This window comes from Pseudomonas sp. FP2335, assembly GCF_030687535.1.
Taxonomy (GTDB): domain Bacteria; phylum Pseudomonadota; class Gammaproteobacteria; order Pseudomonadales; family Pseudomonadaceae; genus Aquipseudomonas.
In genome coordinates, this window is sequence record NZ_CP117437.1 from 5,813,020 (window position 1) to 5,825,637 (window position 12,618).

The following is a 12,618-nucleotide window of genomic DNA, read 5'->3' on the forward strand; positions in this document are numbered from 1 at the left end:
CTAATAAATTCTTAGAAAGTCTGGAGTCCTTATGTCGTATACCCCTGAGTTGGTTGCCGAACTGGAAATCCTTGTACTCTTCCCATTGGACAGCACCAAGGAAGGTCTGAAAGTCCACCAGACCGCCGCTCCCACTGCTATCGCCGCAGCCAAGCGCCTCCACGCCAAAGGACTTATCGACCAGCCGGACGGAGGCTACCTGACCAGCCTTGGCCGTGACGCTGCAGAGCAGGCCCAAACCCTGCTGACCATCCTGACCACCGCCAGTACCAAAGAAGCCGCCTGACGCTCGATACCCGCCCATGGAGTCCGCCCAATGCGGATTCCGGGGGCGCTGCTGTGAAAGGGTTAAAGTTCTGACGTCAAAGACCGATTACCCTCTAAACCTCCTATGCTCCTGGCGGTAAACTCCAATACGGCCGCCCACGTCGGGCCCTGCGCGCCACCGAGCTCGACATGACCCGCACCCATGAAATCCGCCCTGACCTGGACGAAGGCATCGACCGCAAGGTGCTGGCCCAACTGCGTGCGCGCTTCATGGCGCTCAACGACGGCCGCATGGCCCGGGCTGTCGAGGGGCTGACACCACGCCAACAAAGCGTGTTGACCCTGTTGCCGCTGTTCTTCCACGTCAATCATCCGCTGTTGCCCGGCTACGTCTCCGGAAGCACGCCGGCCGGGCTGTCGAATTTCGAACCCGACACCCAAGCCCTGGCCGAAGCCCAGCGCCTGACCCGTTCGTTTTCCTATAAGCCACGCCACGGCAACCCGCCGCAGCCGATCCACGGCCTGTTTCTGATGGGCAGCCTCGGCACCCTGGCCCAGGCCGACCAGAGCGATATGGACGTGTGGGTCTGCCACGCCCCGGACCTCGGCGAAAACGAACTGGCCGAGTTGCGCAAGAAGTGTCAGTTGCTGGAAACCTGGGCCCTGGGCATGGGCGCCGAAGCGCATTTCTTCCTGATCGAGCCGACACGCTTTGTACTGGGCGAGCGCGACACCCAGCTCAGTTCCGACGACTGCGGTACCACCCAGCACTACTTGCTGCTGGACGAGTTCTACCGTACCGCCATCTGGCTGGCCGGACGCACGCCGATCTGGTGGCTGGTGCCGGTGTATGAAGAAACCCGCTACGCCGAATTCACCCACACGCTGATCTCCAAGCGCTTTATCCGCGCCGACGAAACCCTCGACCTCGGCCATCTGGCGCGCATCCCTCCGGGGGAGTTCATCGGCGCCGGGCTGTGGCAGCTGTTCAAGGGCATCGAATCACCCTACAAATCGGTGCTCAAGCTGCTGCTGACCGAGGTCTACGCCAGCGAACACCCCCACGTGCATTGCTTGAGCCTGCGGTTCAAGCGGGCGGTGTTCGCCAATCAGATCGACCTCGACGAGTTGGACCCCTACATCGTGGTCTACCGCCGCATCGAGGAATACCTCAAGGCACGCAACGAGCCCGAGCGTCTGGAACTGGTGCGACGCGCCCTGTACCTGAAGGTCAACCGCAAGCTCAGCGCTGGCCAGCGCACCACCAGCTGGCAACGCTTGCTGCTGGAGCGGCTGGCCCACGAATGGGGCTGGGACCAACGCCAGCTGGCCCTGCTCGACAGCCGCAGCCAATGGAAAGTGCGCCAGGTTGCCTCCGAGCGCCGCGCTCTGGTCAACGAGCTGAACTACAGCTACCGCTTCCTTACCCAGTTCGCCCGCACCGAGCAGACCGTCAGCCTGATCAACAAGCGCGACCTGAATGTACTCGGCCGCCGCCTGTATGCCGCGTTCGAGCGCAAGGCCAGCAAAGTCGAGTTCATCAACCCCGGCATCGCCCCGGACCTGGCTGAAGACACCCTGACCCTGGTGCAATCGCCCAACCGTAAGGAGCCCGGTCAACATTACTGGGGCCTGTACAACGGCAACCTCACAGCCCAGGAATCGGAACACTTCGCGCCGATCAAACGCAGCCGCGACCTGCTGGAGATGCTCACCTGGTGCCATCGCAACGGCGTCATCGACAGCAGCACCCGCCTGGCGCTGCACCCTGGCATCAGCGACATGACCGAATTCGAGCTGTTCAACCTGCTCGGCAGTCTGCAACAGACGGTCGCCCTGCCCCTGGCCAGTGTCGATGAAGAACGCCTGCTGCGCTCGGCCGTGCCAGAGGAAGTGCTGCTGTTGATCAACGTCGGCGTCGACCCGCTCAAGCACCACCGCGACCTGAACATCCTGATGACCACCGAGCGTACCGACTCCCTGAGCTACGCCGGGGTGCGTGACAACCTGGTCCTGACCCTGGATCAGGTCACGCTCAATAGTTGGAACGAGGTGCTGGTCAGCCGCTACGACGGCCCGCACGCCCTGCTCGATTGCCTGCGCGACTACCTGAACCAACTGCCGTCGGATCACCTGCCACGCCTGCGGGTGCGCTGTTTCTGTCACAACCGTGCGCAGTTCATTGCCCAGCGCGTCGAGGACATCTTCGACACCGCGCAGAACCTGCTGCTGGCTCAAGGCAATCACCGCTACCTGTTGCAGGTGCAGCAGCACTATCACGTGATGGAGCTGGTGCCGGGCCAGGCCACCCACGTACCGCTGCCAACCCAGGACGCATTGATCAGCTACCTCAGCGAAGAGCTGGCAGGCTACAGCCCGCTGCACCTGGACGCCATGGCACTGGAAGGCGACGACCTGGCGCTGTTGCTGCCCATGGGCCTGGCCGATTGCGTGCAGGTGTTCTACCGGGTCAACGACGGTGTTGCCGAGCTGTACGTGCTGGATGAGTTCAACGCGCTCTGGCGCCAGCAATTGCCGTTTCATGATGAGCAGAGCCTGTTGGCGCCGCTGCAGCGCTTCCTGCAATCGATCATCTATCGACGCGAAGCACTGGCACCGCTGGACAACAGGCAACCCTTGGGTGAAGTGCAAATCCTGTATTACCAACTGTTGCCGTCGGGCAGCAATCGCGCGCGCAGCGTCGAGCCGCGTCCGGCGCCGCAGAACTCGGCCAACAAACCGTTTTATGACGTGCAGGCGATTATTGGCAAGGCCGCACCGGGCCAGGTGGGCGTTACCTTGTATTGCAATCAGCGGGAGTTCTGCGAACTGGAATTTGGCGACCAGCTCTTTAGCGTGGTCGCTCAGGAGATCGTCGGGCAGCGCCGGGAAACCGAGCGCTACCGCTGCTACATCACCGATCTGGACCTGTCGGGCCTGCTCGGCGACGTGCAAAGCCCGAGCAACCTGTACCTGCGTTACAAGGCCGAGCTGGAGCTTTCGCTCAACGCGGCGCTGAAGCAGATTTAGAGCGGGAAGGCGCCGCCGTCCTTGGGCTGGCCGTCAACACTGAGCAGTTCCAGCTTGAGGGTCTTGCCGCCGGGCGCCGGCCAGTCGATATGCTGGCCCACTTGCAGGCCCAGCAACGCGCTGCCCACAGGTGCCAGGATCGAGATCTTGCCTTCATCGGCATTCGCGTGTTTCGGGTAGACCAGGGTCAGGTGGTAGTCCTTGCCACTGCCTTGTTCACGGCAATGCACGCTGGAGTTCATGGTCACGACACCCGCAGGCACTTCATCGTGGCCAACCACCTCTTCGGCGCGGTCGAGTTCGGCTTGCAATGCTTCGACGCCAGGAGACTCGTCGCCCAGGCGGTCGATCAGTTGCTCCAGACGCTGCACGTCAAGACGGGTGAGGATGATGGACGGTGCGGTGGTCATGATTCAGGCAGACTCCTTTTTTCTGCACAAAAAAGCAAAACCCCGCCAGAAAAAGGCGGGGTTCTCACTGGCCTCGATGAGTTGAGGCGTAGCCGGACACTACCACAGCGTCACAAATAAACAAGACGACCTCAGGCGCCAGCCCTGCGCTGCTCGGCCTCGGCGCAAATCACCCGGCGCCGCGCATCGTCGGCGGAGCGCCATTCACGGATGTCTTCGACGTGACGGAAGCAGCCGCGGCAGACTTTTTCCTCGTCCAGGCGACACAAACTGATACAAGGTGACGGCACCGCCGGGCTGACATTGCTGAACAGCGGCTTGGGCGGACGTACGGGAGCGGGCTGCGTCACCATCAGATCTCGTCGAAGTCCAGCTCGGCGCCGGTGTATTCGTGGACCAGGCGCGCAAGCATTTCGCCCAACAACTCTTCACTCTTGTCGCACTGCCATTTGCCGCTTTCTTCGTCGTAGTCGAAGTGCACGCCACCGGAACGCGCCGCCAGCCACAGCTGACGCAGCGGCTCCTGGCGGCTGAAGATCAGTTGTTGGCCACTCTCGAACTTGACGGTCAGCACGCCAGCCGAATTCTCCAGGTCTACATCCAGGCCGCTGTCGTCGAAAATATCTTCCAGCGCCTGCTGGGTCGCATCCACCAAGTCGTGAAAACGGGCTTCGGTCAAACTCATTGTGGCAACCTCAAAAGTGTCTGGTTTTGCTCAAGCGCCGCACGATACGGGCGAGCCCGGCCGATTGCAAAGGATACCGATTCCATCGCGATTGGCGGTATGAAATATCCCCAGTCAGCGTAGTCCGCTTCGCAGCCATCTCGGCAAACCCCCGCCGGACGGGTATTTCAGCGCATAGGCAAGCTGGCGGGTGGTCGGTATACTCGGGCGCAATTAATGCATATTCAAGGATTTCGCCATGAAGCGCCTGATCTCTTCCCTTGCTGCGCTCGTCGCGGTCGCTTGCCTCGTTAGTGCCTGTGGTCAAAAAGGCCCGCTGTACCTGCCCGACGACAGTAAAGACCCGAATGAACAGGCGCAATCGTCGCAAAAATCTGCAAAAGCGCATAAGCACGACACCTACTAAGGGACATTCATGGACGCTTTTAACTACCGGAACGGCGAGCTGTTCGCGGAAGGCGTGGCGCTGTCCGCGATTGCCGAACGTTTTGGCACCCCGACCTACGTGTACTCCCGTGCGCACATCGAAGCCCAATACCGCAGCTTTGCCGACGCGCTGGAAGGCACGCCGAGCCTGGTGTGCTACGCGGTCAAGGCCAACTCCAACCTGGGTGTACTGAATGTCCTGGCGCGCTTGGGCGCTGGTTTCGACATCGTCTCCCGTGGCGAGCTCGAACGTGTACTGGCCGCCGGCGGCCAGGCTGACAAGATCGTATTCTCCGGCGTCGGCAAGAGCCGCGACGACATGCGCCGCGCCCTCGAAGTCGGCGTGCACTGCTTCAACGTCGAATCCACCGACGAGCTGGAACGCCTGCAAGTGGTGGCCGCCGAGATGGGCGTTCGCGCGCCGATCTCCCTGCGCGTCAACCCGGACGTCGACGCCGGCACCCACCCGTACATTTCCACCGGTCTCAAAGAGAACAAGTTCGGCATCGCCATTGCCGACGCCGAGGACGTGTACATCCGCGCCGCCCAACTGCCAAACCTGGAAGTACTGGGTGTCGACTGCCATATCGGCTCGCAACTGACCACCCTGCCACCGTTCCTCGACGCCCTCGACCGCCTGCTGGCACTGGTCGACCGCCTCGGTGAGTGCGGCATCTACCTGCACCACATCGACCTCGGTGGTGGCGTAGGTGTGCGTTACCGCGATGAAGAGCCGCCGCAGATCGCCGACTACATCAAGGCTGTGCGCGAGCGCATCGAAGGCCGTGGCCTGGCGCTGCTGTTCGAGCCGGGCCGCTATATCGTCGCCAACGCCGGCGTGCTGCTGACCCAGGTCGAGTACCTCAAGCACACCGAACACAAGGATTTCGCCATCGTCGACGCGGCGATGAACGACCTGATCCGCCCAGCGCTGTACCAGGCCTGGATGAACGTCACCGCCGTAACCCCTCGCGACAGCGAAGCGCGCGCCTACGACATCGTCGGCCCGATCTGCGAGACCGGCGACTTCCTGGCCAAGGATCGTCAGCTGGCCCTGGAAGAAGGCGACCTGCTGGCCGTGCATTCGGCCGGTGCCTACGGGTTTGTCATGAGTTCCAACTACAACACCCGCGGGCGTACCGCCGAGGTGCTGGTGGACGGTGATCAAGCGTTTGAAGTGCGTCGCCGCGAGACGGTAGCCGAGTTGTATGCTGGCGAAAGCCTGCTGCCGGAGTAAGCCATGCTGCTGCGTTTTACCAAGATGCACGGGCTGGGCAATGATTTCATGGTCCTCGACCTGGTCAGCCAGCACGCGCATATCCTGCCCAAACACGCTAAACAGTGGGGCGACCGTCACACCGGCATCGGTTTCGACCAATTGCTGATCGTCGAGGCGCCGAGCAACCCGGAGGTGGATTTCCGTTACCGGATCTTCAACGCCGACGGCTCCGAAGTGGAACAGTGCGGCAACGGCGCGCGCTGCTTTGCGCGTTTTGTGCTGGACAAGCGCCTGACCGCCAAGCGCCAGATCCGCGTCGAGACCAAGAGCGGCGTGATCGAACTGGACGTCCGCAACGACGGCCAGATCAGCGTCAACATGGGCGCGCCACGCCTGGTGCCGGCGGACATTCCGTTCCAGGCCACCGAGCAGGCCGCCAGCTACACGGTCGACGTCGACGGGCAGAGTGTCGAGCTGGCCGCCGTGTCCATGGGCAACCCCCATGCGGTACTGCGGGTCCACGACATCAATAACGCGCCCGTACACGAATTGGGGCCCAAGCTCGAACACCACCCGCGCTTTCCGGCCCGGGTCAACGTAGGTTTCCTGCAGGTGATCGACCGTTCCCGCGCGCAATTGCGCGTCTGGGAACGCGGTGCCGGCGAAACCCAGGCTTGCGGCACCGGTGCTTGCGCCGCTGCCGTGGCCGCGATCAGCCAGGGGTGGATGGATTCGCCACTGTTGATCGACCTGCCCGGCGGACGTCTGTCCATCGAATGGGCAGGCCCTGGCCACCCGGTACTGATGACCGGGCCGGCCTCGCGTGTATACGAAGGACAGGTCCGTCTATGAGTGAGCCCAGCCAATGACCGATAAGCCTCAAGTACCCGCACAAGCATCCCCGAGCGACAGTCTGGAGGCCGCTGCCGTCGCGGCGTACCTTGAGGCTAATCCGGACTTCTTCGTCGAACACGAGGAGCTGCTGCCGGCCCTGCGCATCCCCCACCAGCGCGGCGACACCGTGTCGCTGGTGGAGCGGCAGATGAAGATCCTGCGCGAGCGCAACATCGAAATGCGCCACAAGCTCTCGCACCTGATGGACGTGGCCCGCGACAACGACCGCCTGTTCGAGAAAACCCGCCGCCTGATCCTCACACTGATGGACGCCACCAGCCTGGAAGAAACGGTGATCGCCGTGGAAGACAGCCTGCGCCAGGATTTCCAGGTGCCCTTTGTCAGCCTGATCCTGTTCAGCGACAACCCGATGCCGGTGGGGCGATGGGTCAGCGGTGCCGAAGCACAGACCGCCATCGGCGGCCTGCTGTCCGAAGGCAAGACCATCAGCGGCACCCTGCGCGAGCATGAGCTGGACTTCCTGTTTGGCGCCGAACAGCGCAAGCAGATCGGCTCCACTGCCGTCGTCGCCCTCAGCCATCAAGGCCTGCATGGCGTTCTCGCCATCGCCAGCCGCGACCCGGCGCACTACAAAAGCTCGGTGGGTACGTTGTTCTTGACCTACATCGCCGAAGTGCTGGGCCGCGTCCTGCCGCGTTTCACCACCGCCCTGCGCGCGGTGCGCTAGGCATGGAACGGCAACTGGACGCTTACTGCGCTCACCTGCGCAGCGAGCGCCAGGTGTCGCCCCACACCCTGGAAGCCTATCGGCGCGACTTGAACAAGGTCCTGGCGTACTGCGAAAAACAGCAGATCGCCAGCTGGAAGGCCCTGGACATCCAAAGCCTGCGCAGCTTGATTGCTCGCCTGCACCAGGCCGGCCAATCCTCGCGCAGCCTGTCGCGCCTGCTGTCGGCGGTGCGCGGCCTGTATCACTATCTCAATCGCGAAGGCCTGTGCGAGCACGACCCGGCCAATGGCCTGTCACCGCCCAAAGGCGAGCGACGCCTGCCCAAGACCCTCGACACCGACCGCGCCCTGCAATTGCTCGACGGTGCGGTCGAGGACGACTTCCTGGCCCATCGCGACCAGGCGATCCTCGAACTGTTCTATTCCTCAGGTCTGCGCCTGTCGGAACTGACCGGCCTGAACCTGGATCAACTGGACCTGGCGGACGGCCTGGTGCAAGTGCTGGGCAAAGGCAGCAAGACCCGAGTGCTGCCGGTGGGCCGCAAAGCCCGCGAAGCCCTGCAACTGTGGCTGCCGCTGCGGTTGTTGACCAACCCGGCGGACGACGCGGTGTTTGTCAGCCAACAAGGCCGACGCCTGGGGCCACGTGCCATCCAATTGCGCGTCAAGGCGGCGGGCGAGCGTGAATTGGGCCAGAACCTGCACCCGCACATGCTGCGCCACTCCTTCGCCAGCCATTTGCTCGAATCATCCCAGGACCTGCGCGCGGTGCAGGAACTGCTCGGCCACGCCGACATCAAGACCACGCAGATCTACACCCACCTGGATTTCCAACACCTGGCAACGGTGTACGACAGCGCCCATCCACGGGCCAAACGCATCAAGGGCGGCGACTCATGAGTATCAAGCTGATCACCTTCGACCTGGACGACACGCTCTGGGACAACGTACCCGTCATCATCAGCGCCGAAGCGTCGATGCGTGAATGGCTGGCGAACCACGCGTCGAAGGTCGGCGACTTGCCCCTGGAGCATTTCGCCAGCCTGCGCCAGCAGGTGCTGGAGCGCCATCCGGAGCTGAAGCACCGCATCAGCGTGCTGCGCCACCGGGTGTTGATGCATGCCTTTGAAGAAGCCGGTTATCCACAGCCCGAGGCCACACAAATGGCCGATGTGTGTTTTGAGGCGTTCATTCATGCGCGTCATCAGCTCACCCCGTTCCCTGAAACCGAACCGATGCTGCAAGCGCTGCGTCAGCACTTCCTGCTAGGGGTAATCACCAACGGCAATGCCGATGTGCAGCGCGTTGGCCTGGCCGACTACTTCCACTTTGCCCTGCGCGCCGAAGACATCGGGATTGCCAAACCAGATGCGCGATTGTTTCAGGAGGCTATGAAGCGCGGCGGCGTGGAGGCCAGTGCGGCGGTGCATATCGGCGATCATCCAGGGGATGACATTGCCGGGGCGCAGCAGGCGGGGTTGCGGGCGGTGTGGTTCAACCCGACGGGCAAGGTGTGGGATGCAGATAAGCGCCCGGATGCCGAGATTCGTAACCTGGCGCAATTGCCAGAGTTGCTTCGCGGCTGGCAGTAAAAACGCAGATCAAACCTGTGGGAGCGGGCTTGCTCGCGAATGCGGTGTGTCAGTCAGCACATCAGTAACTGACAGACTGCATTCGCGAGCAAGCCCGCTCCCACATTGGGTATGCGGCGGGCCTTAGGAAATTATTCCAGACATGAAAAAGCCCGCAGCGACGGCGGGCTTTTCTTACAAGCAGGTGGCTGACCTCAGATAGGTCGGCTGCCGTACTTGTTATCCGGCTTCTTCGGTGGATCTGCCACCACGTTGGCCTCGACTTCCTGCACTTTGCCGCCTTTGGCGAGGAATTCTTCCATCGCGCGGGCCAGCGCATCGCGCTCTTTGTTCTTGGCTTCAACGCTCGGCAGTTCATCTACCGAAACGGCGGCCTTGGCTTTGCCTTTGGCCTTGGGAGCAGCGTCGTCGCCACTGTCATCGACCTCGTCGGCACTGTCATCATCCGCTGCAACTTCAAGACCTTCATCGGTCTCGTCGTCATCACCTACTTCGAGGTCGTCGTTTTCCAGATCATCGTCGCTCATGTTCTACCTCATGACTTGCGAAAAGCAGATTAGTTATAGCCCAGCTTCATCCCCTGTCGAGGCCGCTGGAAAAAAATCAACATCCACCGGATAACCAGTGGCTTATGCCCCATCACCGTGCAAGATGGCGAGGACTTTACGAGCACCGCCGTGTTCACGCTGCTCGCCGGATAAATACAGTTCTGCGCCCATCGGCGCGCATTCTAGCGCGCTCAGGAAAAAAACAAAGTGCCGAATACGCCTACATGCCTGTAAGACATTCGCATGCTTGAAAGTGGCTTGTGTGCCCCATCACAAACACAACGCAAAAACCGTTACAGCTTTGAGACACTGACAAACGCCAGGCAAAAAAATGCCCGGCAAGCCGGGCATCTTTTTTCCGCGTACTTACAAGTTGTAGCCGCGTTCGTTGTGTTGTGCCAGGTCGAGGCCGACAGCCTCTTCCTCTTCGGTAACCCGCAGGCCCATGACCATGTCCAGCACCTTGAGGATGATGTAGGTCACGATCGCCGTGTAGATCACGGTGAAGCCGACACCTTTGCACTGGATCCAGACCTGCGCAGCAACGTCAGTCACGGTGCCGAAGCCGCCCAGGGCTGGCGCTGCGAACACACCGGTCAGGATTGCACCGACGATACCGCCGATACCGTGCACGCCGAAGGCGTCCAGGGAGTCGTCGTAGCCCAGCTTGCGCTTGAGGCTGGTAGCGCAGAAGAAGCAGACCACACCGGCCACCAGGCCGATCACCAGGGCGCCCATCGGGCCCACGGTGCCTGCGGCTGGCGTTACAGCAACCAGGCCGGCCACGACACCCGAGGCAATACCCAGTGCGCTTGGCTTACCATGGGTGATCCACTCGGCGAACATCCAGCCCAGCGCTGCAGCAGCGGTCGCGATCTGGGTGACCAGCATCGCCATACCGGCGGTGCCGTTGGCCGCAGCGGCGGAACCGGCGTTGAAGCCGAACCAGCCCACCCACAGCATGGCCGCGCCGATCAGGGTGTAACCCAGGTTGTGCGGGGCCATCGGGGTGGTCGGGTAGCCTTTACGCTTGCCGAGCACGATGCACGCCACCAGGCCAGCCACACCGGCATTGATGTGCACCACGGTGCCGCCGGCGAAGTCCAGCACGCCCCAGTCCCACAGCAGGCCACCGTTACCGCTCCAGACCATGTGCGCGATCGGCGCATAGACCAGGGTGAACCAGATCGCCATGAAGATCAGCATCGCGGAGAACTTCATGCGCTCGGCGAAGGCACCGACGATCAGCGCCGGAGTGATGATCGCGAAGGTCATCTGGAAGGTGATGAACACCGCCTCGGGGAACAGTGCCGCAGGCCCGGTGATGCTGGCCGGGGTCACGCCCGCCAGGAACGCCTTGCCCATGCCGCCGAAGAAGGAGTTGAAGTTGACGACGCCCTGCTCCATCCCGGTCGTATCAAAGGCGATGCTGTAGCCGTAGACGACCCACAGGATGCTGATCAGGCCGGTGATGGCGAAGCACTGCATCATCACGGAAAGAATGTTTTTGGAGCGCACCATGCCGCCGTAGAACAGCGCCAGGCCTGGAATGGTCATGAACAGCACCAGCGCGGTGGATGTGAGCATCCACGCCGTGTCGCCGGAATTGAGGACTGGAGCAGCCACTTCGTCTGCCGCCATGGCCAGGCTTGGCATTACGATGGACAACAGGGCTCCTAGCCCTGCGAATTTACGCAGAGTCATATTGTTTTCTCCTGGGGCGTTGGGGTTTGGCGGCTTAGATTGCGTCGGTATCGGTTTCGCCGGTACGGATGCGAATAGCCTGTTCCAGATTGACCACGAAGATCTTGCCGTCACCGATCTTGCCGGTGTTGGCCGCCTTGGTTATCGCCTCGATAACCCGGTCAAGATCCTTGTCGTCAATGGCGACATCAATCTTCACCTTCGGCAGGAAATCGACTACGTATTCCGCGCCGCGATACAGCTCGGTGTGACCCTTCTGCCGACCGAAGCCTTTGACCTCAGTAACGGTAATGCCCTGCACGCCGATCTCGGACAACGACTCGCGTACATCGTCCAACTTGAACGGCTTGATGATGGCAGTGACTAGCTTCATGAAAACTCTCTCCCGAATTGGTGGACTTGCCCCAGGAAAACAAACCCGTCTCAAGTCTAAGCGCAGTGCCTGGCTTTGTAACGCATCGTCTCAACGGCAGTTGCCATTGCGACACCAGCGAACCACTGGTGACGAAACCTGTACCCCTGATCCGTCGGCGCACTGCATTCGTCACAGCGACTGCATCAGTGCATGGGTCATGATCGTCTAAGCAGAAACCTTGCCAGCTCCGTAAAAATCACTGAAATCAGTCCTTTGCCCACTTCTGTCCACCTTCGGGGCTTTTTGGCGGCCGTATTGCGCACAAAAACAGTGCGCAGCCGGACGGCACGTTGCGCGAAAAGCGTGCGCCCCACGCGGTGAAAAAGACTATAGACGCTGCGTGATACACTGCCGGCCAACAGTTATTCCGGAATATTTCCCATGCTCGCGCCCAAAGATCTCCTCGACGCCCTGAGCGGCCATGCCTCTCGCCTGTTCAGCGGCGACACCCCGCTGCCCCGCAACGAAATCGAAAGCCAGTTCAAGGCGCTGTTGCAAAGCGGCTTCAGCAAGCTCGACCTGGTGAGCCGGGAAGAGTTTGACAGCCAGATGGTCGTGCTGGCCCGCACACGTGCGCGGCTGGAGAGCCTGGAAGCGAAGGTCGCCGAACTGGAAGCACGATTGACGCCGCCATCTGCTGAATAAACGCGGCCCATTGTGGGAGCGGGCTTGCTCGCGAAGGCGGGGTGTCAGTCTCCGAGTTTATTGACTGACCCACCGCCTTCGCGAGCAAGCCCG

General features: G+C 61.7%; 15 protein-coding genes. 9 read left to right on the forward strand and 6 right to left on the reverse strand.

Annotated elements, in window-relative coordinates:
* The first annotated feature begins 31 nt into the window (after positions 1-31).
* Together PSH81_RS26315 and PSH81_RS26320 are read left to right on the forward strand one after the other, a co-directional pair.
* Positions 32-286, forward strand: a complete 255-nt coding sequence (locus PSH81_RS26315) for a TIGR02647 family protein (protein ID WP_003195403.1) — start codon at positions 32-34, stop codon at positions 284-286.
* A gap of 170 nt (positions 287-456) precedes the next feature.
* Positions 457-3,297 (forward strand): class I adenylate cyclase, encoded by a 2,841-nt coding sequence (locus PSH81_RS26320; protein WP_226454653.1) that lies wholly within the window; start codon positions 457-459, stop codon positions 3,295-3,297.
* On the opposite strand, the gene rnk is transcribed toward PSH81_RS26320, so the two are convergent.
* The 3 genes from rnk to cyaY form a co-directional block, all read right to left on the reverse strand.
* Entirely contained in the window at positions 3,294-3,707 is a 414-nt protein-coding gene (rnk, locus tag PSH81_RS26325; protein WP_192297970.1) for a nucleoside diphosphate kinase regulator, read from the reverse strand. The genes PSH81_RS26320 and rnk overlap by 4 nt on opposite strands.
* A 131-nt stretch (positions 3,708-3,838) precedes the next feature.
* Positions 3,839-4,057, reverse strand: a complete 219-nt coding sequence (locus PSH81_RS26330; protein ID WP_192298242.1) for a DUF1289 domain-containing protein — start codon at positions 4,055-4,057, stop codon at positions 3,839-3,841.
* 2 nt (positions 4,058-4,059) lie between these two features.
* The gene (gene cyaY / locus PSH81_RS26335; protein WP_027608321.1) at positions 4,060-4,392 is read right to left on the reverse strand and encodes an iron donor protein CyaY; all 333 of its coding nucleotides are present in this window, start codon (positions 4,390-4,392) and stop codon (positions 4,060-4,062) included.
* 238 nt (positions 4,393-4,630) lie between these two features.
* Here cyaY and PSH81_RS26340 point away from each other — a divergent pair, with 238 nt between their 5' ends.
* Genes PSH81_RS26340 through PSH81_RS26365 form a run of 6 tightly spaced genes read left to right on the forward strand, consistent with a single transcriptional unit; the run spans position 4,631 to position 9,213 of the window.
* Positions 4,631-4,798, forward strand: a complete 168-nt coding sequence (locus PSH81_RS26340; RefSeq protein ID WP_192297971.1) for a lipoprotein — start codon at positions 4,631-4,633, stop codon at positions 4,796-4,798.
* 9 nt (positions 4,799-4,807) lie between these two features.
* Positions 4,808-6,055, forward strand: a complete 1,248-nt coding sequence (gene lysA, locus PSH81_RS26345; RefSeq protein ID WP_192297972.1) for a diaminopimelate decarboxylase — start codon at positions 4,808-4,810, stop codon at positions 6,053-6,055.
* Between the two features lie 3 nt (positions 6,056-6,058).
* Positions 6,059-6,889 carry a diaminopimelate epimerase gene (dapF, locus tag PSH81_RS26350; RefSeq protein WP_192297973.1) on the forward strand — a complete coding sequence of 277 codons (831 nt, stop codon included), beginning with the start codon at positions 6,059-6,061 and terminating at the stop codon, positions 6,887-6,889.
* A gap of 13 nt (positions 6,890-6,902) precedes the next feature.
* Positions 6,903-7,619: a DUF484 family protein gene (locus PSH81_RS26355; RefSeq protein ID WP_192297974.1), complete on the forward strand. Its 717-nt coding sequence runs from the start codon at positions 6,903-6,905 to the stop codon at positions 7,617-7,619.
* A gap of 2 nt (positions 7,620-7,621) precedes the next feature.
* Positions 7,622-8,521: a tyrosine recombinase XerC gene (xerC, locus tag PSH81_RS26360; RefSeq protein WP_192297975.1), complete on the forward strand. Its 900-nt coding sequence runs from the start codon at positions 7,622-7,624 to the stop codon at positions 8,519-8,521.
* The gene (locus PSH81_RS26365) at positions 8,518-9,213 is read left to right on the forward strand and encodes an HAD family hydrolase (protein WP_305391731.1); all 696 of its coding nucleotides are present in this window, start codon (positions 8,518-8,520) and stop codon (positions 9,211-9,213) included. The genes xerC and PSH81_RS26365 overlap by 4 nt, the downstream gene beginning before the upstream one ends.
* A gap of 194 nt (positions 9,214-9,407) precedes the next feature.
* On the opposite strand, the gene sutA is transcribed toward PSH81_RS26365, so the two are convergent.
* From sutA to glnK, 3 genes are all read right to left on the reverse strand, one after another.
* On the reverse strand, positions 9,408-9,740 hold the full coding sequence (gene sutA, locus PSH81_RS26370) for a transcriptional regulator SutA (RefSeq protein ID WP_305391732.1): 333 nt from the start codon (positions 9,738-9,740) through the stop codon (positions 9,408-9,410).
* 387 nt (positions 9,741-10,127) lie between these two features.
* Positions 10,128-11,465, reverse strand: coding sequence for an ammonium transporter (locus tag PSH81_RS26375; protein WP_192297978.1), 1,338 nt, complete (start codon positions 11,463-11,465; stop codon positions 10,128-10,130).
* Between the two features lie 34 nt (positions 11,466-11,499).
* Positions 11,500-11,838, reverse strand: coding sequence for a P-II family nitrogen regulator (glnK, locus tag PSH81_RS26380; protein WP_002555808.1), 339 nt, complete (start codon positions 11,836-11,838; stop codon positions 11,500-11,502).
* A 423-nt stretch (positions 11,839-12,261) separates the two neighbouring features.
* On the opposite strand from glnK, the gene PSH81_RS26385 reads away from it, so the two are divergent.
* The gene (locus PSH81_RS26385) at positions 12,262-12,525 is read left to right on the forward strand and encodes an accessory factor UbiK family protein (protein WP_071488052.1); all 264 of its coding nucleotides are present in this window, start codon (positions 12,262-12,264) and stop codon (positions 12,523-12,525) included.
* Positions 12,526-12,618: the final 93 nt, after the last annotated feature.

Excerpts from the sequence above, each read along its gene's own strand:
- cyaY (WP_027608321.1), bottom strand. The coding sequence starts at position 4,392 with ATGAGTTTGACCGAAGCCCGTTTTCACGACTTGGTGGATGCGACCCAG.
- PSH81_RS26375 (WP_192297978.1), bottom strand. The coding sequence starts at position 11,465 with ATGACTCTGCGTAAATTCGCAGGGCTAGGAGCCCTGTTGTCCATCGTA.
- rnk (WP_192297970.1), bottom strand. The coding sequence starts at position 3,707 with ATGACCACCGCACCGTCCATCATCCTCACCCGTCTTGACGTGCAGCGT.
- PSH81_RS26315 (WP_003195403.1), top strand. The coding sequence starts at position 32 with ATGTCGTATACCCCTGAGTTGGTTGCCGAACTGGAAATCCTTGTACTC.
- lysA (WP_192297972.1), top strand. The coding sequence starts at position 4,808 with ATGGACGCTTTTAACTACCGGAACGGCGAGCTGTTCGCGGAAGGCGTG.
- PSH81_RS26340 (WP_192297971.1), top strand. The coding sequence starts at position 4,631 with ATGAAGCGCCTGATCTCTTCCCTTGCTGCGCTCGTCGCGGTCGCTTGC.
- PSH81_RS26365 (WP_305391731.1), top strand. The coding sequence starts at position 8,518 with ATGAGTATCAAGCTGATCACCTTCGACCTGGACGACACGCTCTGGGAC.
- sutA (WP_305391732.1), bottom strand. The coding sequence starts at position 9,740 with ATGAGCGACGATGATCTGGAAAACGACGACCTCGAAGTAGGTGATGAC.
- PSH81_RS26385 (WP_071488052.1), top strand. The coding sequence starts at position 12,262 with ATGCTCGCGCCCAAAGATCTCCTCGACGCCCTGAGCGGCCATGCCTCT.
- PSH81_RS26320 (WP_226454653.1), top strand. The coding sequence starts at position 457 with ATGACCCGCACCCATGAAATCCGCCCTGACCTGGACGAAGGCATCGAC.
- PSH81_RS26355 (WP_192297974.1), top strand. The coding sequence starts at position 6,903 with ATGACCGATAAGCCTCAAGTACCCGCACAAGCATCCCCGAGCGACAGT.
- xerC (WP_192297975.1), top strand. The coding sequence starts at position 7,622 with ATGGAACGGCAACTGGACGCTTACTGCGCTCACCTGCGCAGCGAGCGC.
- dapF (WP_192297973.1), top strand. The coding sequence starts at position 6,059 with ATGCTGCTGCGTTTTACCAAGATGCACGGGCTGGGCAATGATTTCATG.
- glnK (WP_002555808.1), bottom strand. The coding sequence starts at position 11,838 with ATGAAGCTAGTCACTGCCATCATCAAGCCGTTCAAGTTGGACGATGTA.